This is a genomic window from Wolbachia endosymbiont (group A) of Therophilus tumidulus, from assembly GCF_964277345.1.
GTDB classification, from domain to species: Bacteria; Pseudomonadota; Alphaproteobacteria; order Rickettsiales; family Anaplasmataceae; genus Wolbachia; species Wolbachia pipientis.
In genome coordinates, this window is record NZ_OZ195515.1 from 493,875 (window position 1) to 519,395 (window position 25,521).

Here is a 25,521-nt window from a genome sequence, read left to right on the forward strand (position 1 = left end):
ACATAAAGACTCTATTGCATTATTTTAGGTGTTTGGTAATCTTTAATTCTAGATCAAACAAATTTATAGCAGCCTGTATGAGGTAACTAGTTATGCACGGTAATATCTACCAGCTAAAGGTATTGATGCTATTTTTGCATCGAGGAGTGCTCTATCAGCACTCTTTTCGCTTAGGTACAGAAATAGAAGAGGCCAGAAAATTCGATGATTTAGTATTTGAATGTACCCAAGGTAGTAAGAAAGTATACCGTTTTTTGCAGGCTAAACACACACAAGATGAAGATAACAAGAAAATTGGAGTAGGGAACTTACTTACAAAAGATAAAAGTGGTGAGTTTGGATTAGCAAAGTATTTTGTTTCTTACCTAAAGATCAAAAATAATCAAGATTTTGCAGATGGTAACCTGAAAGATTTTATTATCTGTACTAATATCGATTTTGATCTGGATCAAAGCACAGCACGAAACACAGTGAAGAAGTTGAGGGTAAAAACTTTAGGACCAAACGAGGAAATAGAAATTTTAGTTGAAGTAATCGACACTAGTGATGTCTTTTTTAAAGATGGTGGCACTAGATATAAGTTCTCTTATATTCACAATAACATGATTTCAGTAGTGCAACCAGCATTTGAAAGTGCTGTAGAAGAAGCGATGGAAGAATTAGAAGAGGAGATAAAAAAACTCCAAAACAAGCCAGATCAGAACTCAAAAAGGAAATTGGAAAGAAATCAGACGTGGCAACGTGAATTTGGACGAATGATGAATGAAGGTAGGTTGGAAGACAATATAAAAGAATTTTTTGATAAGTTAGTATTTGCAGTAAATCAGCCCAATGAAATAAAACTAGCGGATATTATCAAAAGTGAGCTAGGCGAGCAATTTAATGATATTGATAGACAGAATGTTTACGCTCGCTTCCAAGAAAAAATGCTAGATTGGTTGAAAGAAAAAGGGAGACGTTTTCTTACACATGAAGACGGAAGAGAATTCTTTCGCAAGATGAAAGAAGAAATCTTAGGAGGCTTTCGATTTGAGGTGAGAAATCCAGTAGGATCGTTCACTGGAAGGACAGAAGAATTACGAGAACTACACAAATTAATACAAAAAAGTCAAGGTGTAGCCACAGTAATATCGCATCTAGCTTCTATCAGTGGTTTGGGAGGAATCGGTAAGACTGAGTTAGTCAGAAAATATATTGAAAAGCACAATAAAGATTATGATAACAATATTATATGGATAAATGCCGAAACCTATGAAACTATGGTGCAGTCCTTTCTCAGATTAGCTAAAGGTCTTTTAGGCGTTCCTACAGAAGATAGGGATATTGAATCTATTGTAAGAGATATATACGCTTTTTTTGCAAAGAGAAAAAGTCTTTTTGTTTTTGATAACGCAGAAGAATATAGAAGTGAAGGTCAAGATGCTGGTATTAGTCAATTTTTACCGTCCCACTTTTTATCATCTGATGATAATAAACCTAGTGTTTTGATTACCTCTCGTAATCAGAAATGGGGAGATATAAAACCATTAACGTTGGGTGCATTTACTGAACCAGAATCAATGGACTTCATTAGAAAAGCACTAGGTATAAAAGATGAATCACAAGAAAATGAAATAAAGAATTTAGCAGAAACATTACAGCATTTTCCTTTAGCCCTGCAGCAGGCAGTTGCATACATAAAGGAAAGGGATGTAGCATTAAAGAATGTAGGCTTGAAGTTTGAAATTAGTGATTATTTAAAGAGGTATAAAGAGGAAGCAGAAAAATTACTTGATTTTAAGTTTCCTAAAGACAGCGACAATAGCTACACCAAGACAACTTTTATAACCTGGAGAATTACTATTGATAAAATCAAAGACAACACGGAGTATGGTCAGCAAGCCAAAGAAATTTTGGATATCATTGCCTATATTGCCTCTGACAACATTCCTGCAAAAATGTTTTTAGGGGTAGAACGCAATGAAGAAAAGTTAGGTGATGCTATCCAACTACTTAAGCAATATTCAATGATCAGCTCAGGAGAAGAGCAAAGCTCAGTCAATATTCACAGGTTAGTACAGCAAGTAACGAGAATAGAGTTGGAAAAACAAGATAAAGAAAAAGTTGTGGAAAAGACTTTTGAATTACTGAGAGAAAGCTTTCCTTACGACAGTAATAAATTAGAAGATTATGCTAAAAAACGACAATTATTACCGCATTTAGAAGCGTTCTCATCACATATAGATGATTGGCTAAAAGAAAATCCTTTAGAAAAGCAAACAATAGAGAAGGATTATCTTATAGACTTGTTAATATTGATGAGTCATGGATACTTTAGCTTAGGTAATCCTAGAAAACAACAGAAGTTGCTTGAACGGGCTTTAACAATCAAGGAAGAGCATTATGGCTCCGATCATCTCGAGGTTGCTAGAACATTGGTAAACCTAGCCAACGCTCATTACACCTTAGGTGATCCTCAGAAAACAAAAGAGCTGCTTGAACGGAGAGCTTTACCTATCTTTAAGGAACATTATGGTTCTGATCATTTTGAAGTTGCTAAACTACTGGTAAATCTCGGTATTGCTTATGGGGGTTTAGGTGATTCTCAGAAAGAAAAGGAGTTGCTTGAATGGGCTTTAGCGATTCAAGAGAAATACTATGGACCTGATCACTTTGAAGTTGCTAGAACACTGATGAACCTCGGTAATGCTTATTATGGGTTAGGCAATCATAAGAAAGCAAAAGAGTCGCTTGAACGGGCTTTACCTATCTTTAAGAAACATTACGGTTCTGATCATTTCACAGTCGCTAAACTACTGACAAACCTCGCTAACGCTTATGGGGATTTAGGCGATTCTCAGAAGGCAAAAGAGTTACTTGAATGGGCTTTAGCAATTCAAGAGAAACATTATGGCCCTGATCATTTTCAAGTTGCTAAAACATTGATAAACTTAGGCAACGCTCATTACGCATTAGGTGATTCTCAGAAAGCAAAAGAGTTGCTTGAACAGGCTTTACCTATCTTTAAGAAACACTATAGACCTGATCATTTCGAAGTTGCTAAACCAATGACAAGCCTAGGTGCTGCTTATAGGGCTTTAGGTAATCCTCAGGAAGCAAAAGGGTTGCTTGAACGAGCTTTAGCAATTAAAGAGAAATATTATAGACCTGATCATTTCCAAGTTGCTATTACACTGACAGACCTCGGTGTTACTTATGGTGCTTTAGGTGATTTCCAAAAAGCAAAAGAGTTGCTTGAACGGGCTTTACCTATCTTTGAGAAACATTATGACCCTTATCATTTTCAAGTTGCCATTATATTAGTAAACCTAGGTGAGGTTTATGGGGATTTAAGTGATCCCCAAAAAGCAAGAGAGTCGCTCGAACGGGCTTTACCTATTTTTGAGAAATACCACGGCCCTAACCATTTTGAAGTTGCTAAACTACTGGCAACCCTCGGTATCGTTTATGGCACTTTTAGCGATCATCAGAAGGCACAAGAATTGTTTGAACGAGCTTTACCTGTTTTTGAGAAATATTATGGCTCTGGCCATATTCAAATTGCCAAGTTACTGGCAAACCTAGGCATTACTTATGGTGCTTTGGGTAACAACGAGAAAAAAAAGGAGCTGTTTGAACAAGCCTTGCCTATTCTTGAAAAACATTACGGCCCTGATCATCCGGAAGTTGCTAAACTGCTGGCAACCCTCGGTATCGTTTATGGCACTTTTAGCGATCATCAGAAGGCACAAGAATTGTTTGAACGAGCTTTACCTGTTTTTGAGAAATATTATGGCTCTGGCCATATTCAAATTGCCAAGTTACTGGCAAACCTAGGCATTACTTATGGTGCTTTGGGTAACAACGAGAAAAAAAAGGAGCTGTTTGAACAAGCCTTGCCTATTCTTGAAAAACATTACGGCCCTGATCATCCGGAAGTTGCTAAACTGCTGGCAGAGCTAGATGATATTTAGGCTTTTAGCAACACTAGACTAACAATAACTCATTTGAGCTACACTTCCAAAACTAATCTATTTGGATCTTCTATATAATTTTTTATTTTAACGAGGAAAGTTACTGCTCCTTTGCCGTCAACTATTCTGTGATCGTAAGAGAGAGCAATGTACATCATAGGTCTGATTTCTACTGCATTACCAACAGCAACTGGCCTGTTTTGTATTGAATGCATTCCAAGTATTCCAGATTGCGGAGGGTTTATTATCGGAGTGGAAAGAAGTGAACCGTATACTCCACCGTTTGAGATGGTAAATGTTGCACCTTCCATTTCTGATACTTGTAATTTACCCTCACGAGCTTTTTTGCCAAGAGCAACTAAAGTCAACTCAATTTCTGCAAATGACATCTGATCGGCACCCCGAATAACTGGTACAACAAGACCTTTATCGGTGCCAACAGCAACACCTACGTCATAGTAATGTTTATATATGATTTCATCGCCTGAGATTTCAGCGTTAATTTCAGCAATTTCTTTCAATGCTTGCACCGCTGCCTTTATAAAAAACGACATAAAACCAAGTTTTATTCCATATTTTTTTTCAAAGGCGTCCTTATATTTTGCTCTTAGATCCATGACATTCTTCATGTCAATTTCATTGAACGTGGTCAGTATTGCAGCAGTATTTTGCGATGCTTTCAAACGAGCGGCAATTACTTGCCTTATTTTGCTCATTTTTACTCGTTCCTCTCTTTGCTCTCCATTTACTACACTTTTTGGCAATTCATATTGTTTTATTGCAGGTTGTTCAGCTTTGTTCATATGGCCTATCACATCTGCTTTTGTTATTCTGCCTCCCATGCCAGTTCCTTTGACGCTTTCTGCACTGATTGCATTTTCTTCCATAATTTTACGAGCTGATGGAGCATCTTTTTTAGCAGCACTTTCGCTTTTATCTTCTTTTCTCGCTTCCTCTTTTACTTCTCCCATGGAAAGCTTCGCTAACAATTGATCAGGACTTATTACATCATCTTCTTTTATAAGAAATTCAGTTATTTGCCCTGAAGCTTCTGCAGTTAATTCGAGTGCTGTTTTGTCAGTTTCAATTTCAAAGATCAAGTCATCTACTTTTACTGCTTCTCCAATACCCTTCTTTATTTTTACTATACCTTCTGTAACTGATTCACCACCAAGAGTTTTTGGTGCTCTGATTTCTATAATTTTGCTCATAAAACAACTTCCGTATAAAACTTTCTATAGATTTATACATGAAAAGAGACATGTAATAAACTAATAAATTCATTGAGGCTCTTATCATTTAGAAGTGACAAACGGATAACATATTCCCAAATGTCATTCCAGCACGTGACGCTAGGCCATAAAAATTCCTTGACAAGCTTTGCCATCCCCCCTATCATGAAACTGAAGCTATTTATTTATCTTCGCAATCTGTGCAGGTTAATGACAAAAAACTTAGGGTATTTGGCGTCTCATGTTTAATTTTTCGCACTACGTGCATCGCATGTCTTTAAAAATTTTTAGGTTTTTACCTATATAAGCCGAAACGCGCTTACAAAGCGTTTAAGACAGCAAAAAACGTCAAATTGACAAGGGAGAATTTGAATGCTAGCTACTACGGGGTTTCTTTGCCTTTTTTCCTGCTTAGTAAATTTCTTAAACACTTGCGATGTAGGTTAGTTGCAAGTTAAAAGCAGCTAAATCGCTCTTAATCAAGCGTTTTAGAATAAAAAAAACGCCGATATTTTAGTACATAGTAAATAGCCAACCACCACGGGGCTTCTTTTGCCTTTTTTTTCGCTTGGTAAATTTTTTAATATTTATAGCTAAACGACAACCGTCATCCCGCTGCTTGTTAGCGGGATCTAGAGATACCGCGAATGAATCGCGGTATGACGGTTAAATAATTCGTTATCCCGCTACGTGTTAGCGGGATGTAGAGATACCGTGACGGTATGACGGTTCGCGGTGGTATGACGATAAGGTTTATACCTTGTCATGCAAGTACTAGAATCCAGTAAGCTTATTTATGCATATAAAAGGTTATTATTTTGTAAAGTCAAAGTTGCTTTTGGTTTTAAGTTAAAGTACAATAAATGCAAAGGTTTATATAAACTGGATCCAAGTAGTTAGCTACTTGAATGATATCAGACAAACAATCGTACACATGCTAGTCAAAATAGGCACCAGAGGAAGCAAGCTTGCAGTTGCCCAGGCTTTGGAAGCAAAACAAAAGTTGCTGGACTCTTTTCCTAACTTATCTATTGAAATTGTTAAGATAAAAACTTCTGGAGATAAGTATGCAAACGCAAATCTTGCTGAAATAGGAGGCAAAGGATTATTCATTAAAGAAATTGAGGCTGAATTGCTCGAAAATAATATAGACATGGCAGTTCATTCGCTAAAAGATATGCCTGCGTTTTTCTCAGGGGGTTTAACAATTCCTTGTGTTTTAGAAAGGCTAAGTTCATGCGATGCGTTTATTTCTCATAAACACAATAGCCTTGAGTCTTTGCCACAGCAGGCTACTATTGCCACTTCTTCAATAAGAAGAAAAGTTCAGTTGTTAAATGTTAGACCAGATTTAAATATAGTACCGCTACGTGGAAATGTAACAACCAGATTGCAAAATCAAAGTTTTGATGGAATAATTCTAGCTGAAGCAGGACTCATAAGATTAGAAAAACATCACTTGATTACAGAGGTATTGCCACCAAAAGTTATGTTAAGTGCAGTGGGGCAGGGGGCGGTTTGTATTCAATGTAGAAGGAATGATGTAAAAATTATCGATCTTTTAGAGAAAATTAATAATAATATGTCTTTTATAGGAGTGAAATCAGAGCGCAGTTTTATGAAGACAGTGAATGGTTCATGTTTTACACCACTTGCAGCTTTGGCTGAATATGTGAGCGAAAATATGCTACACCTTCGTTGTATGTTAGCAAGTGGAAAAAATATATACTTCACTGAGCGCACTTCATTTATAGAAGATGCGGAGAAAATGGGTATGGATGCAGGATTAGAGTTGAAATCAAAATGCTTATAAGCTTACCTAAAGTACGTGGAATCTATCGTTATGATGTCTTAATGTCTAAAGCGACGTGGTTAAATGTTGGTGGACGAGCTGATGTATTATTTAAACCATGTGATATTGAAGATTTAACATACTTGATTAAAAATACTGAACTGCCAGTTAGCGTTATTGGTGCAACATCCAACATAATAGTGCGAGATAGTGGCATTCGAGGAATAACAGTAAAATTAGGTAAGGAGTTTGCATATATTAAAAGTAAGGGTAACAACTCTATTGTAGCTGGGGGAGCTGTGCTGCTCAGCAACCTTGCTCACTTTGCGGGAAATCAGCAGATTAGTGGGTTGGAGTTTCTAGTTGGAATTCCAGGAACAGTTGGTGGCGGAATAGAAATGAATGCAGGTGCATATGGTAGTGATATCGCAAGTGTTGTACAATCCATAAAAGCAGTGAATCTAGAGGATGGAAACCTATATGAGTTCTCCAACGAAGAAATGGGGTATTTTTACCGTGGACATAGCCTAAAAGGAAATTGGATTTTTGTTGAAGCTGAGTTTAAAGGAGTAAACTCAGAGTATGAGCTTATACTGCAAAGGTTAAAGGAAGTTATTGAGAGGAAAAATAAAAGCCAGCCAATAAGAGGAAAAACTGCTGGGTGCATATTCAAAAATCCAAAAAACTACCGAGCATGGGAGTTAATTGATAAATCTGGCTGCCTAGGGTTAAATATTGGTGGAGCTAGAATCTCTAAGAAACATTGTAACTTCTTGCTCAATTACGATAATGCAACTGCATCTGACTTGGAAAACCTTGGCAACAAAGTAAAAGATGCAGTAAAGGATAAATTTAATGTTGAACTTGAGTGGGAAATAAGGGTTTTGGGTAGCTATTAGATAGTTTTTATAGCTTATGTATATTCGTTCAGGAGAACGGCAAATAAGGTAAACAAGTAATCTAAAAAAATAATCATAGAGAAACCGTGAGGTAATGTGGTTAATCTTGTAGAACTTTGCAAGAATCTAGAGAGAAAAATAGCAAAGTTATACCAATTCTCATTATTAGTGAATCAAATAAGCGATATTGTAGAGTTATTTAATTGTGGAGTGAGAAAGAAAGGCAATAGTATGGCTTTTTTTCCATTGTTATCTATCCGTTTATTGTGCAGTGGGAATTGGTATTAGCTGAACGGACACTATTGTTATACTATATCTTATATACAATTGTGCAATATGGAGAATGGCAACAAATTTACTAGCGAAATTCAGTGATTTATGATTGATAATTAAAGTTCTTAATTAGTAACCGTTCACACTTAATTCTTCAATCTCACTAATAGAAAGGCCAGTAAATTTGACAATAGTGTTGACATCAACATTGTTAGCCAGCATTGCTTTTGCGACTTCGATTTTTCCTTCGATTTTTCCTTCCTCTTTACCGATTTTGATGCCTCTTTCTTCGCCAATTTGGATGCCTTTTTCAGTAGCAAGGTCAAGTCTGTATTCAAGAATGGCTTCTTCTTTCCGTAGATCCATTATTCTTTCTTCATAAGCTACTAAATCTTTTTCATTCCAGCTAAACCTGTCTAATTCATCGTAGGCTAACTTTATTATTGGTGCTTTTTCTGCTATTTTCCTTAAGTCTTCTTCCGTAGTTTCATCTGCATATTTGAAGAAAAATAACCAACGATCCACTATGCTTTCTAGCTGTTCTTCCTTATTCTTAGGAAATTTAGGTAGTTCAATAAATACAAATTGAAAATCTTTTAAGTCATGCTCATTGGTTTTCTCATCTCTTATAGTGTGGCTGGATATATAATCAAGCTTATCAGGAAATAAATTACAATTAGAGATAGCAATAAAGAAAACCTTCTTTAAATCAATGTACTTACCAGATTTATCAGCTTGCCTTGAGTAAGCCTTAGCAGCATATAGTTGAGCTCGTTTTTCGAAGCCTTTATCGCGAGTGAGCTGCATTTCAATCACATACCTAGCCCCACTAGAGTCCCTGCAAAGAACATCAACTATACTTTGCTTATCAGAGGCAATTTCAGGATCCATTATAGTACTGAGGAATTCCACTTCTTGTATAGTATTTATCTCGGTAAACCCTAAAATATCATTCAAAAAATGTATGAGAATATTCTTATTTTTTTCAGTGCCAAATATTTTTTTGAAGGTTAAATCCAGCTTAGGGTCGAGAAACTTAGATAAAGCCATAGCCAAAGTGCTTAAAAATATTAATAATTATACACTATTATTAACAATTATTCAACCATATTTTTGAAGATAGCTATGCCGCCGCGAACCGTCATACCGCCGCGGTATCTCTAGATCCCGCTAACAAGCAGCGGGATGACGAATTACTTAACCGTCATACCACCGCGAACCGTCATACCGCGATTCATTCGCGGTATCTCGGCATAGATTCCGCTAACAAGTAGCGGAATGACGATTGTGTATCGTGTTTTGCTAAAAATCACAGAATGCAGTCTGGTTACCTTAATTAGAAGTTTAGCTTTAACTTTAAATGGACTACTCAACCGTGACAGACTTAGCTAAATTTCTTGGACAATCTGCATCTAACCCTTTTTTTGCTGCAGTAAAGTAAGCAAGGAATTGCATAGCAACACTGTAGATGATTGGAGAGATAAAATTATCAGTGTCTGGAAGTTGCACCACATCTGCGCAAACTCCCCTTAGGAATGGCGCTCCTTGTTTATCACTGAAGGCAATTACTTTGCCTTTTCTTGCAATAATCTCTTGTATATTAGATAGCGTTTTAAAGAATAAATCATCATAAGGGATAATTGCTATAACAAGCACAGTAGAGTCTATTAAAGCAATAGAACCATGCTTCATTTCTCCCGCTGCAATACCAGTTGTATTGATATATGAAAGCTCTTTTATTTTCAATGCGCCTTCCATTGCAACTCCGTATGAACTTCCTCTGCCGATTAAAATAACGTTATTGTGTTCTAATATACTGCCCGATATATGTTGTATTTTCATCACATTCAAAACGTGCTCAACATACTCGGGAATAGAGTTAATAGCGTTGCTTAGCTGTTTTATTCTCTCTCCACCCAGTACACCTTTTATTTTTCCAAGCTCCACGGCAAAGCATGCTAAAGTTGCAAGTTGCGCAGAAAAGGTTTTTGTTGAAGCAACACCAATTTCTGGCCCAGCAAGAGTATGTAACACAATATCTGAGATCTTTTCAATGCTGCTGCTAAATGTATTAGTTATACTAATGATTGTTTGCTTCTGTGATTTTGCATAACGCAGCGCTTCTATGGTATCTGCAGTTTCACCAGATTGAGAGATAAATAACCCAATGCTGCCTTCTTCCAGCTTGACGTTGCTATACCTAAATTCTGATGAGATTTCTAGATATACTCGAACTTGAGCGACATTTTCCAGCCAATACTTTGCTATTAGCCCAGCAAAATAAGATGACCCGCATCCAACTATAGTAATGTAACTCAGCTCAGAAAACAATTTTTTGTTAGCAAATATTACCTCTTTATATTGCTTGTAAAATTGATTTATTGTTTTGTTTAATGCACGCGGTTGCTCAAAAATCTCTTTTAACATGAAGCTAGGGTAACCATTTTTGCTAATTAGAAAATCACTTGGACTACTATTTTCTATACTGCGTTTAACTTGTGTACCATTGTTGTATATACTAACTCCACTAGATTTTATCACTGCAATGTCATCATCTTCCAAATGCGATATTCTTTCCACAAATGCACTTAAAGCATTAGAGTCAGATGCAGCAAACACTGTGTTACAGTTATAGCCTATTGCTAAAGGCAAATTTCTCTTCGCAACAAATAAGGCGTCTGGATATTCTGCAAATAATAAGACCAAGGCAAATGAGCCATGTAAGTTGTTTAAACACTTAAATAGAGAATCAATTGGCGACAATCCTTCATCAAGATATAAGGTTAGCATGTTTGGTATGATCTCTGTGTCAGTGTCAGTATGGAATGACATGCCCCTTTCTTCTAGGCCCTTTTTTAGCAGATTGTAATTCTCAATTATGCCGTTATGAGCAACAACAACATTATTTGTACGAATGGGGTGAGCATTTTTAAGGCCTGGGACTCCATGTGTAGCCCAGCGAGTATGTGCTATACCAACTGTACTGTGAGACATCTTGCTGTCATCAACAACTTCACATAACCTTTCGACTTTACCTTCTGATTTTTTGACTTCTATCTTACCTTCGTTATTTATGATTGCTATACCTGAGGAATCATATCCCCTATATTCCAATTTTTGTAACCCAGTTAGTAAGGTTGGTATTACTGAATCACCGCTACTTACTACACCAAATATTCCGCACACAAATGGATCACCAAACAAACTTTTTTCTAAACATGTTAAGCATTTTTGCCTTTATTACTGGTTGATTTATATTCTTTTTATCATTCTTTCGATTTTACCTTTTTAATTGGTTTAGCTGCTACTTTTTGAGTTTCTTTGCTTAAAACCTCAGATATAGCGGACTTTAGAACTTTTATCTCAACTTTTGGTGCTATTTCTATTATAAATTGTGCATTTGCCTCATCAACTTTATTAACTTCACCTATTATTCCACCAGAAGTAATGACTGTATCACCACGTTTTATTTGATCTATCATCTTTCTATGTTCTTTTAGTTTTTTTTGTTGCGGGCGAATAATGAGAAAATAAAATACCACAAATATTAAAATCAGTGGAATAAAACTAGCAAAAGATGCGCCGATACTTGATGTATTGCTAGTTGCATCTGCTGCAAAAACTTCAGAAATGAGCATATTTAATCCTAATTGTTAATGATAAAAACAAACCTATTTAAGTATTAATTACAATACCATGCCATGTCAAGTTTGGTGAAGGCGTTTCTCAATACCGGCAATAATACTGCGAATTCTAAGTTATGCTAAAACTAATATGGCGGGAGTGATGAGACTTGAACTCACGACCTCATGCGTGACAGGCATGCGCTCTAACCAACTGAGCTACACCCCCCCTAATTTCTTTTTAGCATTTTCGGGCTTCAACTTTAAAGCTAATAAACATGTTGCCCTTTGTCAATATTTTTTGTTTGCGCTTTGCTGTCTTTTCTATTACTATGTAAATAATTTAATTTTACACATGGCTTGTACAAGTAGTCCCATTAGGGTTATGCCATGGAAGATAAACTATTTGGAGGAATGATATATGACAAATTTGCCTAAAGTCACTGTGCGTGATTTAGCTGAATCTGGTGTACATTTTGGTCACAAAATTAGTCGCTGGAACGCAAAAATGGCTCCATACATATATGGAGTGCATCAAGAAAATCGTATACATATAATTGATTTGCGAAAAACACTACCATTGCTACAGGTGGCCATGAAGGCTTTATATGACGTTGCATTTCAAGGTGGTCGCATTCTATTTGTTGGTACAAAGTTTCAAGCTTTTGATATTATTGCAAGTGAAGCGATTCGTTGTGGTCAATATTATGTGAATCATCGTTGGCTTGGTGGTATGCTTACTAATTGGGGCACTGTTTCTTCTTCGATAAAAACCTTGATGCAATATGAGAAAATATTAAATGACGAGGATAGCATTTTAACAAAGAAAGAATTGGGAAACATTGAAAAGAAAAAGCAAAAGCTTGATAAGGCGCTTGGCGGTATTAGAGAAATGGGAGCAATTCCTGATATCTTATTCATCATTGATACTAATAAAGAGCATATAGCGGTTAAGGAGGCTAAGAAGTTAGGAATTCCAATAGTTGCAATACTTGATACTAATTCTGATCCAGATGGTATTACTTATCTAATACCTGGAAATGATGACTCAAGAAAATCAATAGAGCTCTATTGTAAATTAGCTACCGACTCTATATTAGCTGGAATAGAGTCTAGTCTAGCAAAATCTGGAGTTAAGATTGATGATATAAGGGGTGATGAGTTTATTCAAGAAAAAGAAGATGGTATTGTGCAAACTAAAAGGAGACGTAGTAAAGTTTACAAAGAAGAAGAAAGGGAGGTAGTAACAAATGAAGATGAATCCAGATGATATAAGAGAATTACGTGATAGAACAGGGCTTGGCTTAAGTGACTGTAAAAAAGCATTAGAAGAATGTGATGGTGACATTAAGAAAGCCGTTGATAAGTTACGTACAATAGGTCTTGCTAAAGCTGATAAAAAATCTGATAGAGTAGCTTCAGATGGGCTCGTTGCTATGTGTTTGACTGAAAATTGTGGTGTATTGATTGAACTCAATTGCGAAACCGATTTTGTCGCAAGGAATGAGAAATTTATAGAGTTAGTTTTAAATTTAGCATCAATTGCTCATCAAGAACGCTGTACTAGCGTTGATGAGTTAAAAAATGCCAAGTATGAAAGCATTGGCACAGTGCAGGAAGCTATTATGAATGGTACGTCAGTTCTTGGTGAGAAGCTAGAGTTAAGCAAGCTTTGTTACTTAGAAGCTAAGGATGGAGTTATTGCTGGCTACGTACATGGTGATGTGTGTGGCTTAGGTAAGATTGGTGCTTTAATTGCATTGCAATCATCTGGTGATAAGGCGAAGCTACAAGAGATTGGGAAACAAATAGCTATGCATGTAGTTGCTATGAAGCCTGAAGCTTTGTCTATAGATGATTTAGATCAAATGAAGTTGAACAACGAACGTTCTATAATTGAAGAGCAAGTGAGGAGCTTAAATAAACCTGAAGAAGTAGCAAAAAAAATAGTAGATGGACGAATGGCTAAGTACTATGAAGAAGTTGTTTTACTGGAGCAAAAATTTATAAAGGATGATAAGATGAAGATTTCTGATTTTATAAAATCAAGCGAGTTGAGTGCTGTTAAACTCTCTAATTACAAGTTACTTGTTTTGGGTGATGCAGATTAAATAGCAAAAAATGTTTATTTCAACAAATGAAAAAAGCGAAATAAAATATTCCAGGGTGTTATTTAAAATCTCTGGTGAGGCTTTGATGGGATCAAAGCAATTTGGTCACGATATGGAGACTATAGGTGAGTTATCTAAAGGCATAGTTGAAGTTTGTAATCTTGGAGTTCAGGTATGTATTGTTGTTGGTGGTGGTAATATCTTTCGTGGCACATCTGCGTCTTTAAGTGGTTGTGAAAGAGCAAGCAGTGATTATATTGGAATGCTTGCAACTATAATCAATGCTTTAATTTTACAAAACTTTTTAGAAAAAAATTTAGTAGCTTCTAGGGTATTATCTGCAATACCCATGGCCACTGTATGCGAACCTTACATCAGAAGGAAAGCTATTCGTCATTTAGAAAAAGGTAGAGTGGTAATTTTTGCAGCAGGCACAGGCAACCCATTTTTTACTACAGATACAGCTGCAGCCTTACGTGCTGTTGAAATGAATTGTGATGTTATTCTAAAGGGTACGCAAGTAAATGGTGTATACTCCGCTGATCCGAAAAAAAATGAGGATGCTGTAATGTATGATAGGCTTTCTTACACGGATTTATTGACTCGTGATTTAAAAGTTATGGATGCATCAGCAATTTCACTTGCTCGTGAGAATTCTATTCCAATTATAGTTTTTTCTTTGAAGGGAGAAAAAATAGTCAATATTATTAAGGGTCAAGGTACTTATACTATAGTTTCAGATTGTAAACAGTAGGTAATTTATGTTAAATGAAATAAAAGCTAAAACAAAAGAAAGAATGCTAAAAACTATTCAGTCCTTTCATGATGATATTAAAGGCGTACGCACTGGTAGAGCTAGTGCATCTTTGCTTGATGGTATAGTTGTAAACATCTATGGTGGGCATCAAAAGTTAAATCAAGTTGCAGGCGTTTCGGTTATAGATAACAAAACCCTATCAATTAAAGTTTGGGACATTAGTGTTGTAGGTGAAGTGAAAAACGCTATATTAAATGCTAACCTGAATTTAAATCCTGTTGTCGAGGGTAGCACCATACGTATAGCTCTTCCGGACTTGACACAAGAAACCCGTGAAAAATTAGTGAAATTATTGCATCAGTTTGCTGAAAATGCACGGATTGCCATTAGAAATATACGTAGAGATATTATGGAAGAAACAGAAAAAATGAAGGAAAATAAAGAAATCTCAGAAGATGATTTTCATGGTGCTAAGAAGGAAATACAAAATATTACTGATGATAATATAAAAAAGATTGATGGTGAATTGTCCATCAAAGAAAAGGATATACTGAATCACTAAATGATATGGAGAAAGCTTACATAGCAAATGATGTCATTCCAGTGTTTGACACTGGAATCCAGTCTTTACTATACAACTATCTGATGCACTTGTTTGAAATCAAATTTCCTGGATCCCAGTGTCGGAGCACTGGGATGACACCAATTTTGCATTCAAGTATCAACTATTGGTGTCACTACAGTAACTCTCTTCCTGTCATGCAAGTAGCTGACACCTTCCAGGTGTCCATTGAAATCCAAAAAATTTCACTCAAGTCAAAATTAGGTTAAATTTAAATGTTGAATCAAGAATCTTTACCGAAACATTTAGCAATTATTATGGATGGTAATGGTAGATGGGCGAACAATCAAGGAAGGGTAAAAATTGATGGTTATAAAAAGGGCAGTGAAGTTGCATACGATATTGCCAAGTATTGTACGGACTTAACTATACCCTACTTAACTTTGTATGCATTCTCTATGGAGAATTGGCTTAGACCTAAAAACGAAACTGACTGTCTATTTGATTTATTTTACTCCGTTTTAACTAATGAAGATAAAGTCAATTTCATTTACAATTGTAACATTAAGTTGAATTTTATTGGCAATTTAAGTCTGTTACCCAGTAAAATATTGGATCAAATTAAAAAAGCAGAAGAAATGACACATAAGAACGATGGTTTATTACTCACTGTGGCAGTCAGTTACGGAGCAAAGCAAGAAATTACACAAGCTATAAGCAATATTATAAAAGAAAATATTGCTTATGTATCAGAAGAGGAATTTGAAAAGTTTCTATATACTAAAGATTTGCCAAAATTGGATTTATTAATTCGCACTGGTGGCGAAAAAAGGTTAAGCAACTTTTTATTATGGCAAGCAGCTTATGCTGAATTGTATTTTTGTGATACTTTGTGGCCTGATTTTTCTTGTCAAGATTTGAGCAAAGCATTAGAAGATTATACAAAAAGAGAGAAGAAATATGGTAGATAATAATTTTATAGTTAGAATGTTGTCCTCAATAGTAATATTATTCATATTTTCCTTTGCTACATATTTCAGTGATTTATCGTTTTACCTATTGATTTTTTCGATAGCAGTTTTATCTTCTTTTGAATGGTATAATCTAACCCAGGGAAACAAAATTTTATACGTTTTTGCATTATTATTGATTGCACTACCAAGCGCCTCATTAATATATTTATATAATCTACCACAGGGAAAATACGCATTAGTATGGTTCGTCTTAACCATTTGGGGAATTGACGTTACTGCCTACCTGTTTGGCAAGAATTTTGGTGGAGCTAAAATTTGCCCAATTATTAGCCCTGGAAAAACTTGGGCAGGACTTCTTGGTGCGATTTTAGCTGGAGTAGTGTGCACAATTTTTGGATCAATATTTTTTGGTCTATTTTCAATTTTTTATTCTCCAATCATTGGCCTTGCAATTGCTATTCTAGCGCAACTTGGCGATTTCACTGAGTCGCTTGTTAAAAGAGCTTACGGTGTTAAAGATAGTGGAAATATGATACCTGGCCATGGGGGAGTGCTCGACCGTATGGACAGTTTCATTTTTACTGCCCCTCTTATTGCTATTTACATAAGCTAAGTCTGCAGAAGTGCCATTAGAGCTCATCCCTAGTCAGCTCCCCAACCGCTTCTACAGTGCAGTCATGGACAAACGTCTTTTCACAATAAGGGCAGGCTATTTCCTCTTCTTCTCCCATATCTAAATATATTAATGGATGGCCGGAACCCTCATCATTCTCATCACCATGACAACAAACTTTTCTATTATTAACCCTCACTTTTGACATGCTGCTCCTTTAGCTTATAACATTTTATATATTGAATATACCCATTCAGAAATAAAAAACAACAAGCACTATTCTCCATTTTTTATCCTATTCAGGTTAATCAATTCGTTTTGAACACCTTTTGATACAAATTTGCTAACATCTTCTCCTAATCTTGCTATTTCCTTTACAAAGCTTGATGAGATAAATTGAGTATCTTCAGAAGCAGGAAGAAATATGGTTTCGATTTCAGGAAGAAGTTTATAATTTACCCAGCTCATTTGAAACTCGTAATCAAAATCCGATACTGCTCTTAATCCCCTAATAATAACAGAAGCATTCTGCTCTTTGGCAAACTTCACTAGCAACCCATTAAAAGATATAACATCTGCATCAATTCCTAGCCCTTTGATTTCATTTTCAGCCATGCTTGTGCGTAGCTTTGTGTCAAAGGCAGTATGCTTATTAACGTTTTCTGCAACTCCTATTATTAATTTATCGACTAGTTTACACGCTCTTTTGATTATGTCAAGATGCCCAAAAGTTATAGGGTCAAATGTGCCAGGGTAGATTCCTATTTTGTCATTAATGTTCATCCTTTATTTTTATAAACTACTTTAAAAACTTTTGATAGACATAATAACATTTTTTATCTAAAAATAAAAGTATACAGTTGGCCTGATAGCTCAGTTGGTAGAGCAAAGGACTGAAAATCCTTGTGTCGCTGGTTCGATTCCTGCTCAGGCCACCTTCTCTTTCTTGGCAAACTTGCCTTTTTGTTATAAAATACTCTATATCGTAATATAAATATTAGGGAGGCAAGTCATAGTATATAAATATTATAATAAACTATTTAATATCTTATTAATTATAGTTCTATTATTAAGCAATATTACTTATGCTGGCGTTAGTGAAAAACCGGCATCTCAACATGTAACCAGAAAAGAAGAACCAGCGTCAACTGTCTTGACGGCAGAAAATACAGTAAATAATGACATAGTTGTTGGTTTGTTGAAAACGGAAGAAGCACATGAGCTTGGGCTATCTCAAAATATCTACGAGATGTTTAATAACTTTGGAGTTAAAACCGTACTCATTGACTACAATAAAATAATTAACTTAAAAGAAATCCAAGAAAAGTCGCTTATCTTTGCAAAACAAGATGAAACATTGGCAAAGAAGCTAACATTAGACCGAATAAAAGTTGAAGTTGCAAAGTTTGTTAAAGAGCACAAAATAAATAGAATATTTATTCCGGATAATTTACACTCAGCACCCACTCCTTGTCGCCAGCTTGTTACTGAAGCAATTGTAAAAATAGTGGATGATAACCCTGCAATTCATTTACTTGGCATATGTGAAGGCATAATGAATGCAAAGGGAATTGAAGTAGTGAGTGTTGTGAGTGATGAAGAGAAACGAAGATCTCATTTAAAATCAGCACCTAATCCACAGAAAGAGGATGTACCTCTCCAGCAGATAAAGATCGTTCCAAATAGTCGTTTAGCAGAAGTAGTAGCCAAATTCCTAATACCTAATGAAAATGGCTGGTTTTCAACATATTTTCCAGATGCTCATTCAGGAGCAGTAAGTAATACACCAGAAAATAGAAGAAAATTGGAGTCACTTGGATATAAAGTTGCAGCATTTTCCAGTGAGGGGGTAATAGAGGCTATTGAAGATAAGCATGGTAATGTTCACTTTCAAAGTCATCCAGAAGCCCTTGTTGTGAAGTCAGATAAAAACCTCTATTTATCAAATCACAAGGAACGTCAAGTGTCTACACTAGTTGCTATAGCGATTATGAATGATTTTCTTTATCGTGCTTAATGGCTATAGCTTTAGGCTTACCGACGATTTGATAAACGATAGATTTGTCATGTATCCGTTCAGGCAATGGCGTCAACTTAAGGAAAAATATCAGCGATAGTGTATAAAATTTCTCTCCAAATTTTTTATCATTAAATTATCCAAAGAGTGCAAGGGACAGCACTTTTGTTTCTATTTTATTGCAACAAAAAAGTTTAAAATGTGTCTTTTTTAGGTGAGGCATGCAAAAAGGAAAAGATCTTATCTTACAAATTAAAAATGCAATATACTCGAAAACTTTTCAGAAAATCCATTGTGTTGAGTTTTACACGAACAAGAAAACTTCCTTTTTCGACAGTATTTTCTATGATTTTAAAGTTAGTTAAAAAAAGTTTGGGAATAGAATGTGAACTTATGGAGCGATTGACATGTACCCTCAAAGCAAGCTTTTTCTAAAGCAAGGTATAAGATTTGCCATACAGGCTTTCAAGAATTTAAGCATCCAAACAGCCTATCAGGATGAACCTGAGTTGGAGAGGCTATAGACTTATTGCAGCAGATGGTTCTGGTATGAGATTACCCAGCTCTGGGGAAATTGTATCCGAGTTTGAACCAAATGGAAACTGACCTTACCCAGAAAAAGTGGAGAGAAAGTTTGGAATGTTTTTCACAAAGAGAATGATGAATCAAAATGCTCAGGAATGCAATAGTTAATAGTGACGTTGTTTGTTATAAAAAATTTCTATGTATTCAAATATTGCAGTTCTAGTTTGTTGAGCAGAGTGTTGTGAAGTATCAATAAGTATTTCTCTTTTCAATGAGCTAAAGAAGCTTTCCACAACAGAATTGTCGTAACAACAACCTTTATAACTCATCTATGTTTTTTATGGATAAGAGATATTGATAACCTTGCGAAGTATATTGTGAACCTTGATCACTATGTAATAGTAGATTTTTGGCAGGTTTACGCTTGTTAACGGCCATTAATAAAGAGTCCATAACCAATTGTTTATTTATTGAACTGCTCATTGACCAGCCAACTACCATGCGTGAATATAGATCGATTATTGTTGCCAAATATAGCCATCCTTCTTTGGTTTTTATATAAGTAATCCCATACTTTATTTGGTTGATCGACAATAAAGTTTTGGTCTAATATATTGGGAGCTACGACTCTACTGTCCGTTTGTTGTTTCTTAATTTTAAATTTTCTTCTCAATATAGCCTGAATACCATTTTTCTGCATAATACTTTGCACTGTTTTTAAGTTGCAACTTTTACCCAAAGCCTTCAATTCAGCATGAATTTTAGGAGCTCCATATCTACATTTAGAAACTTGATATATTTTTTGAATAGCTGCGAGTAGCTCTTTATTTGCTGATTCTCTACTGCTTATTTTTCTTGTGGTCCACTTATAGTAGCCACTAGCAGAAAATCCTACATAATTCCTGTACTTTATAGCAGTTACTATGCTCTTTTATAAAAAAATATTTTACTCTTTTTGACTGGCCAGGGCTTTTTTTTAAATGTCTCTTTCCCTTGTTACTCTTGCTAACTCTCTTTGTAAATCAAACCTCTCTTTGTCGTAAGGAGCCATGTTACCTCTACCTGGAAATGCATTTGCCGCTGACTTTTTTTCGTTATATTTCTTCATCCATTTTCCTAATACACTATCCCTTATTCCTAGATCTCTTGCTACTTTTGCAACTGGTTGACCTACCTTTCTTTGTTCATTTGCCAGCTTAACAGCTTCCAATTTGAATTCTGCCGTGTATTCTCTTGCCATTTCTAATCCTCCAAAATTTTATTTTACCCGAAAAAACTCCTTTCTTTCTCTCCACTTTTTCTGGGTAAGGTCAGTATGGGAAAAGGTGAAAGATGTACTAAAAAACCCAGAGATGATAAAAAAGGAATACCAACGTAGAGTATTAGAAAATAAAAATGATGAATCATCAGAGAAAAAGTTTGCAAGAAGAGAAAATCAAATAAAAGAAGGTATCGAAAAATTAATGGAAGATTATTATAGTCAAGAAAATGCAGGAGAGAAAGGATATATAAGCGAGGAAGAATTTAAACAGACAATGAGAAAAATGAAAGAACGCTTACAAGGGATAGAAGAAGAGAAAAAAAAGGTAGTTGATCAGAAGGCAGTAGAAAAAGGAATAAGTCTTATTATAAATAGCATAAAGAATTTTTATTCTAGTGTAAAATCGAACCTGGAACAGCTAGATTGGCAAACTAAGCGCGGCATTATTAAAGCATTAATAGGACAAATTAACATTGGTTGTGATCAGGTAGAAGTAGGATTTCAGATCGAAGAACCAGCACAGGATGGGGGAATTCTTAATTTGTATCATTGTACTACACATCATAATAAGGGGGTTGGCAAAATGTGTCAAGCAAGTTTTTTCGTTTCTATAAATCTGGATTTCAGCGTTATGCGCTGGAATGACAACGTGAGGTAAATTTTTCAACATCCCAAAATTACAGAATTCAGTCTGTTTAATTAAGTGTGAACTGTTACACGAAAATTTTGTAAACAGATTAATATACCCTGTTTTTGCTATTCATCTAAAAATGGAACCATAGAGTACGTTGAGGAGCGTAAGCAAATTTTAATGCAAAAATTACTATCAAAAAATAGATTATGCAAGAGGTCTAATTATTCTGCCGCAATTTTGCTCTATCACACTTGCCACATTTAATATTCCAGCTTCATCATAATAATTTCCAATCACTTGCAAGGCAAGTGGTAAACCCTCATTGGAGAGCCCAACAGGAACAGAAATAGCAGGCAATCCTGCCAGACTTGCCGGCACAGTAAACACATCATTGATGCACATAATTAGCGGATCTGGCTTTTCATTTAAGCCAAAAGCTTCTGTTGGAGCAGATGGCACAAGTATGTAATCTATTTTTTCAAACGCTTTTATAAAATCATTTCTGATTAATGCCCTGATACACTGTGCTTTTTCGTAATATTCATTGTAATGACCTGAGGAAAGCGCATAAGCGCCAATTAAAATTCTTCTTTTCACCTCTTTACCGAAACCTTCTGCTCTTGTTAGTGAATACATTTCTTCAAGGGTATCAGCATCAACCCTGAACCCATAACGCACACCGTCATAACGAGCAAGATTGGATGAAGTTTCAGCAGAACAAATTAAATAATAGACTGGTATTGCATATTTAGTATGTGGCAGAGTAACGTCAACAACTTCAGCGCCATTTTCTTTTAAATAGGAAGCAACTTTCTCCCAATTATGGACTATTTCCTCTGAAATTCCATCCATCCTATATTCTTTTGGTATACCAATACGCTTACCCTTGACATCACCATTTATAAAGCTAGAAAATTTAGGCACTGGCTTTTCGCTTGATATTGAATCTTTTGTATCATAGCCACAGATTGCTTCCAGCATTAATGCTGAATCAGAGACAGAACGAGTAATGACTCCTGCTTGATCTAGAGAACTCGCAAATGCAATCATACCAAAACGCGAGCATCTTCCATAAGTTGGCTTTATTCCAACCACTCCACAATAAGCTGCTGGTTGGCGCACAGATCCACCGGTGTCACTCCCTAGTGCTCCAGCGCATAAAAATCCAGCCACCGATGCTGCAGATCCACCAGATGATCCACCAGGAACAACTTTTTCCCCATCGCTTTTTCTAATCCACACATTTTCAACAGGGCCAAAATAGCTATTTGTGTTCGCAGAACCCATAGCAAATTCATCCATATTAAGCTTACCGAGCATGGCTGCTCCACTTTTTAAAAGCAAGTCAGACACCGTAGATTCGTAAGTCGGAACGAAATTTTCCAGCATTTTTGAGCATGCTGTTGTTTTTATTCCTTTTGTACAGAATAGATCTTTGATGCCAACTGGTACACCCATGAGCGGCGAGATTAAATCATCCTTTTGCCTAGAGAAATGTTCATCTGCAGCTTTAGCAGCTTTCATTGCTATCTCTGGGGTTTTTGTTATAAATGCATTTAATTTCTCATTTTCAACCGCACTGATGTGCGCCTCTACGAGTTCAACGGCAGAAAAACTCTTTTTTTTGAGCCCGTCATGCATTTGTGTAATACTTAACTTTCTTAGTTCATTCATCAATATTTAATTTTTAGCAAGACGTTAATTATAACATGGCACGATAAAAAATCCATACATTTATAGTTACAGCTAGAAATGTAGCTAAGGTAACTTAGATTCACCGACAATCGTCATCCCGCTACTTGTTAGCGGCTAAGAGATACCACAGCGGTATGACGTAGAAGCTATACTTTTATACTCACCAACTCAGTATCCAATCCGGATTGTATCTTAAAAAGGTCAAAAGACTATAATAAGCAAAGGAGTGATACTGTGTCTGAGTGAAAATCGTTGAGATCCCAGTGTCTGCTGCTTGCATAGCATTTATTTACAAAAAAATAGTCATGCAAGAGACTTTGCTTGGATATTTGATATAATTTAGGTCTATTAAAGCAAAAAATACTAACATGAATGAAGTGATAACATTTGGTTGTCGTCTAAATTTTTACGAGAGCGAGTTAATCAAAGAAGCATTAAAAAAAGCAAAGAGAGAAAATGTTGTTGTGGTGCATAGCTGTGCAGTGACAAACGAAGCAGAACGTCAGGTAAAGCAAAAGATACGTAAGATTTACAAAAATGATCCAAATAAAGAAATTATCGTAGTTGGTTGTGCTGTTCAGTTGGATCCAGAAGTTTACAGTAGCATTCCTGGTGTAAGTAAAGTGCTCGGTAATCAAGATAAGCTAAAAGCTGAAAATTACTTACTAAATGACGATAAAATCTTGGTCAGTGATAACCAAGTAGAACCTGTTCTAATTAATGGATTTGAAGATAAGTCAAGGGCATTTATTGAAATTCAAAATGGTTGTAATCATAGCTGCACATTTTGTTCAATTACTGAGGCAAGAGGGAATAATCGATCTGTGCCAATAAACAGTATTATAGAGCAAATCAGGATCTTTGTAGAAAATGGATATCAAGAAGTAGTGTTTACAGGGGTTGATATTACTGACTTTGGTACAGATTTGTTGGGTAAGCCATCACTTGGTTCAATGATTAGGAGAGTTTTAAAGGATATACCAGAGTTGAAGAGGCTAAGACTTTCCTCTATCGATGTTGCTGAAGTTGACGACGAATTAATGGATTTAATAGCTAATGAGTCAAGACTTATGCCTCATTTACATTTGAGTCTACAATCTGGTAATAATTTAATACTAAAGAGAATGAAGCGTCGTCACAACAGAGAACAAGTGATAGAATTTTGTCATAAAATGAAGAGCTTGAGGCCTAATATAGCATTTGGCGCTGATATTATTGCTGGATTTCCAACAGAAACTGATGAAATGTTTCAGGATACAGTTGATTTACTGAAAAAAACAAATATAGTTTACCTACATGCTTTTCCATATTCAGAGCGGAAAAATACACCTGCTGCACGAATGCCACAAGTACCAGAGAATGTGCGTAAAGAACGAGTAAAAAATTTAAGAGAAATGAATAGAGAAATGATGAGTAGCTTTTATCAATCTTTGATAGGCACTGAACAAAGTGTTCTGGTTGAGCAAAATCATATCGGTAGAGCAGAAAATTTTGCATTAATAAAGCTTGAATCAAGAGCGCAAGCTAAAAGTATTGTGAAAGTTAATGTTACAGGCGTAGAGAATAATTATTTAATTGGAAATACTCTTTCTTAATTTTTGTACATTAAAGAAATATATGATATGATGGTTATACTATAAATGATAATTATGGGTTCATTTGTGATAACTAAAAGATCTATTACTTTATTTTTGATTTTAATTTCATGTGTCTATTTTTTTATTACTTATATCGGTAATTATGTACACGTTGAACAAGTTATTGGAACACAACTCTTAAAACTAGAAACGGACAATAATGAAGATGTAATGCATTCTAAAGAGGTTAATGAAAAAGAAGTACTAACAGAGGATTTAAAATATCAAGAACCTGAAAATAGTCCTATTGAACAACCTTCTATTCTCCAAGTAGCTGATCAGAAAAATATGTGGTCACGTATTGCAGATCAAGCTGAGCCTACAAAAGAAAAATCAAAAAAACTTGATTTTTATGTTAGCGCTAACGGTGGTAAGGTATACCATGATAATTCAGAAACATTTGTAAAGGGTATACAAGAAATAGGAAAAAGAGTCCTAACTTTAGTTGAAAGTCATTATGGTTTTATAATAAAAAATATAGTGGCAGATGAAATTAAAAGTATACAGCAATTTGATGGTAAAATTGATTTCCAGTGGTTTAGCAGCATGTCTTTAGGTTACTATGCTGGAGAAAATGGTAAAATTGATTTTGAAGCCGCGTATTCTATAGCCAATATTGAAGATAGTAATTCTCCTCCGGTATTTGATAAATCAGCAAGTATATTTGCGTTTTTGTTAAACTTCTATTATAATCCCAGCGTTCAGGATACACAATTTGCTCCGTACATCGGTCTTGGTATAGGACCAACAGTTTTTAGATTAAAAAAGATTAATGGGTCACCCCAAAATTCAATGCCACTGAATGTTCCTTGGTTTGCTTATCAAATAAAACTTGGTGTTGATTATTCAATAATCCCAGAAATCAAAACCTTTCTCGGCTATCGTTACTTTAGCGTTCCGATACCTGTTGCAGATGACATATCTACTCACAATATTGAAGTTGGTTTGATATTTAATTTTTAG

25 protein-coding genes, 2 tRNA genes and 2 pseudogenes are annotated in these 25,521 nt (G+C 35.5%); 17 read left to right on the forward strand and 12 right to left on the reverse strand.

What is annotated here, in order from left to right; genetic code table 11:
• Window positions 1–92 precede the first annotated feature (92 nt).
• Complete coding sequence (locus ACICQD_RS02660; protein WP_395461527.1) at window positions 93–3,953, forward strand: tetratricopeptide repeat protein; 3,861 nt, start codon at window positions 93–95, stop codon at window positions 3,951–3,953.
• A 38-nt stretch (window positions 3,954–3,991) separates the two neighbouring features.
• Here the strand turns inward: ACICQD_RS02660 and odhB are convergent, their stop codons facing one another.
• On the reverse strand, window positions 3,992–5,164 hold the full coding sequence (gene odhB / locus ACICQD_RS02665; protein WP_010962667.1) for a 2-oxoglutarate dehydrogenase complex dihydrolipoyllysine-residue succinyltransferase: 1,173 nt from the start codon (window positions 5,162–5,164) through the stop codon (window positions 3,992–3,994).
• Between the two features lie 955 nt (window positions 5,165–6,119).
• Here odhB and hemC point away from each other — a divergent pair.
• From hemC to ACICQD_RS02680, 3 genes are all read left to right on the forward strand, one after another.
• Window positions 6,120–6,998 carry a hydroxymethylbilane synthase gene (hemC, locus tag ACICQD_RS02670; protein ID WP_395461528.1) on the forward strand — a complete coding sequence of 293 codons (879 nt, stop codon included), beginning with the start codon at window positions 6,120–6,122 and terminating at the stop codon, window positions 6,996–6,998.
• A complete protein-coding gene (gene murB / locus ACICQD_RS02675) occupies window positions 6,989–7,876 on the forward strand; it encodes a UDP-N-acetylmuramate dehydrogenase (protein ID WP_209472776.1) in 888 nt (295 codons plus the stop codon). The genes hemC and murB overlap by 10 nt, the downstream gene beginning before the upstream one ends.
• 96 nt (window positions 7,877–7,972) lie before the next feature.
• On the forward strand, window positions 7,973–8,164 hold the full coding sequence (locus ACICQD_RS02680) for a hypothetical protein (RefSeq protein WP_070356842.1): 192 nt from the start codon (window positions 7,973–7,975) through the stop codon (window positions 8,162–8,164).
• A 114-nt stretch (window positions 8,165–8,278) separates the two neighbouring features.
• On the opposite strand, the gene ACICQD_RS02685 is transcribed toward ACICQD_RS02680, so the two are convergent.
• The 4 genes from ACICQD_RS02685 to ACICQD_RS02700 all read right to left on the reverse strand — a co-directional run bounded on the left by ACICQD_RS02685 (window position 8,279) and on the right by ACICQD_RS02700 (window position 12,001).
• Window positions 8,279–9,199, reverse strand: coding sequence for an Rpn family recombination-promoting nuclease/putative transposase (locus tag ACICQD_RS02685; RefSeq protein ID WP_213862864.1), 921 nt, complete (start codon window positions 9,197–9,199; stop codon window positions 8,279–8,281).
• Between the two features lie 315 nt (window positions 9,200–9,514).
• Window positions 9,515–11,335, reverse strand: coding sequence for a glutamine--fructose-6-phosphate transaminase (isomerizing) (gene glmS / locus ACICQD_RS02690; protein ID WP_264374049.1), 1,821 nt, complete (start codon window positions 11,333–11,335; stop codon window positions 9,515–9,517).
• Between the two features lie 80 nt (window positions 11,336–11,415).
• A complete protein-coding gene (gene yajC / locus ACICQD_RS02695) occupies window positions 11,416–11,787 on the reverse strand; it encodes a preprotein translocase subunit YajC (RefSeq protein ID WP_010081840.1) in 372 nt (123 codons plus the stop codon).
• Window positions 11,788–11,924: 137 nt separating this feature from the next.
• Window positions 11,925–12,001, reverse strand: a tRNA-Asp gene (locus ACICQD_RS02700).
• A 192-nt stretch (window positions 12,002–12,193) separates the two neighbouring features.
• Between ACICQD_RS02700 and rpsB the strand changes: the two genes are divergently transcribed.
• Genes rpsB through ACICQD_RS02735 form a run of 7 tightly spaced genes read left to right on the forward strand, consistent with a single transcriptional unit; the run spans window position 12,194 to window position 16,789 of the window.
• Entirely contained in the window at window positions 12,194–13,042 is an 849-nt protein-coding gene (rpsB, locus tag ACICQD_RS02705) for a 30S ribosomal protein S2 (RefSeq protein WP_010962661.1), read from the forward strand.
• A complete protein-coding gene (gene tsf, locus ACICQD_RS02710) occupies window positions 13,023–13,883 on the forward strand; it encodes a translation elongation factor Ts (protein WP_070356839.1) in 861 nt (286 codons plus the stop codon). The genes rpsB and tsf overlap by 20 nt, the downstream gene beginning before the upstream one ends.
• A 16-nt stretch (window positions 13,884–13,899) precedes the next feature.
• Window positions 13,900–14,637, forward strand: a complete 738-nt coding sequence (gene pyrH, locus ACICQD_RS02715; protein WP_369800793.1) for a UMP kinase — start codon at window positions 13,900–13,902, stop codon at window positions 14,635–14,637.
• 7 nt (window positions 14,638–14,644) lie between these two features.
• Window positions 14,645–15,202, forward strand: a complete 558-nt coding sequence (frr, locus tag ACICQD_RS02720) for a ribosome recycling factor (RefSeq protein WP_010962658.1) — start codon at window positions 14,645–14,647, stop codon at window positions 15,200–15,202.
• 5 nt (window positions 15,203–15,207) lie between these two features.
• Window positions 15,208–15,471: a hypothetical protein gene (locus tag ACICQD_RS07450; protein WP_010962657.1), complete on the forward strand. Its 264-nt coding sequence runs from the start codon at window positions 15,208–15,210 to the stop codon at window positions 15,469–15,471.
• Between the two features lie 6 nt (window positions 15,472–15,477).
• Window positions 15,478–16,173, forward strand: coding sequence for a polyprenyl diphosphate synthase (uppS, locus tag ACICQD_RS02730; RefSeq protein ID WP_006279327.1), 696 nt, complete (start codon window positions 15,478–15,480; stop codon window positions 16,171–16,173).
• Window positions 16,163–16,789, forward strand: coding sequence for a phosphatidate cytidylyltransferase (locus ACICQD_RS02735; protein ID WP_395461529.1), 627 nt, complete (start codon window positions 16,163–16,165; stop codon window positions 16,787–16,789). Before uppS ends, ACICQD_RS02735 begins: the two co-directional genes overlap by 11 nt.
• Before the next feature lie 16 nt (window positions 16,790–16,805).
• On the opposite strand, the gene ACICQD_RS02740 is transcribed toward ACICQD_RS02735, so the two are convergent.
• Together ACICQD_RS02740 and coaD are read right to left on the reverse strand one after the other, a co-directional pair.
• Window positions 16,806–16,997, reverse strand: coding sequence for a zinc-finger domain-containing protein (locus ACICQD_RS02740; RefSeq protein WP_006279326.1), 192 nt, complete (start codon window positions 16,995–16,997; stop codon window positions 16,806–16,808).
• A gap of 68 nt (window positions 16,998–17,065) precedes the next feature.
• Window positions 17,066–17,572: a pantetheine-phosphate adenylyltransferase gene (gene coaD, locus ACICQD_RS02745; protein ID WP_006279325.1), complete on the reverse strand. Its 507-nt coding sequence runs from the start codon at window positions 17,570–17,572 to the stop codon at window positions 17,066–17,068.
• A gap of 79 nt (window positions 17,573–17,651) precedes the next feature.
• Between coaD and ACICQD_RS02750 the strand changes: the two genes are divergently transcribed.
• From ACICQD_RS02750 to ACICQD_RS02760, 3 genes and pseudogenes are all read left to right on the forward strand, one after another.
• A tRNA-Phe gene (locus ACICQD_RS02750) sits at window positions 17,652–17,724 on the forward strand.
• 218 nt (window positions 17,725–17,942) lie between these two features.
• Window positions 17,943–18,806 carry a gamma-glutamyl-gamma-aminobutyrate hydrolase family protein gene (locus ACICQD_RS02755; protein ID WP_341820272.1) on the forward strand — a complete coding sequence of 288 codons (864 nt, stop codon included), beginning with the start codon at window positions 17,943–17,945 and terminating at the stop codon, window positions 18,804–18,806.
• A 221-nt stretch (window positions 18,807–19,027) separates the two neighbouring features.
• A pseudogene (locus tag ACICQD_RS02760) lies at window positions 19,028–19,406 on the forward strand (IS4 family transposase); the annotation flags it as partial.
• 89 nt (window positions 19,407–19,495) lie between these two features.
• Here ACICQD_RS02760 and ACICQD_RS02765 read toward each other — a convergent pair.
• The 4 genes and pseudogenes from ACICQD_RS02765 to ACICQD_RS02780 form a co-directional block, all read right to left on the reverse strand.
• Window positions 19,496–19,660 (reverse strand): IS3 family transposase, encoded by a 165-nt coding sequence (locus tag ACICQD_RS02765; protein ID WP_264329637.1) that lies wholly within the window; start codon window positions 19,658–19,660, stop codon window positions 19,496–19,498.
• Window positions 19,650–19,925, reverse strand: a complete 276-nt coding sequence (locus tag ACICQD_RS02770) for a DDE-type integrase/transposase/recombinase (protein WP_213862870.1) — start codon at window positions 19,923–19,925, stop codon at window positions 19,650–19,652. The genes ACICQD_RS02765 and ACICQD_RS02770 overlap by 11 nt, the downstream gene beginning before the upstream one ends.
• Before the next feature lie 76 nt (window positions 19,926–20,001).
• Window positions 20,002–20,256, reverse strand: a pseudogene (locus tag ACICQD_RS02775) (IS3 family transposase); the annotation flags it as partial.
• Window positions 20,257–20,307: 51 nt separating this feature from the next.
• Complete coding sequence (locus ACICQD_RS02780; protein ID WP_251371797.1) at window positions 20,308–20,571, reverse strand: transposase; 264 nt, start codon at window positions 20,569–20,571, stop codon at window positions 20,308–20,310.
• A gap of 85 nt (window positions 20,572–20,656) precedes the next feature.
• Between ACICQD_RS02780 and ACICQD_RS02785 the strand changes: the two genes are divergently transcribed.
• Window positions 20,657–21,250 (forward strand): hypothetical protein, encoded by a 594-nt coding sequence (locus tag ACICQD_RS02785; RefSeq protein ID WP_244226866.1) that lies wholly within the window; start codon window positions 20,657–20,659, stop codon window positions 21,248–21,250.
• Window positions 21,251–21,430: 180 nt separating this feature from the next.
• On the opposite strand, the gene gatA is transcribed toward ACICQD_RS02785, so the two are convergent.
• Window positions 21,431–22,900, reverse strand: coding sequence for an Asp-tRNA(Asn)/Glu-tRNA(Gln) amidotransferase subunit GatA (gene gatA, locus ACICQD_RS02790; RefSeq protein ID WP_010962643.1), 1,470 nt, complete (start codon window positions 22,898–22,900; stop codon window positions 21,431–21,433).
• Window positions 22,901–23,289: 389 nt separating this feature from the next.
• On the opposite strand from gatA, the gene mtaB reads away from it, so the two are divergent.
• Window positions 23,290–24,516: a tRNA (N(6)-L-threonylcarbamoyladenosine(37)-C(2))-methylthiotransferase MtaB gene (gene mtaB / locus ACICQD_RS02795; RefSeq protein ID WP_353282201.1), complete on the forward strand. Its 1,227-nt coding sequence runs from the start codon at window positions 23,290–23,292 to the stop codon at window positions 24,514–24,516.
• Window positions 24,517–24,582: 66 nt separating this feature from the next.
• A complete protein-coding gene (locus tag ACICQD_RS02800; protein ID WP_395461530.1) occupies window positions 24,583–25,521 on the forward strand; it encodes a P44/Msp2 family outer membrane protein in 939 nt (312 codons plus the stop codon).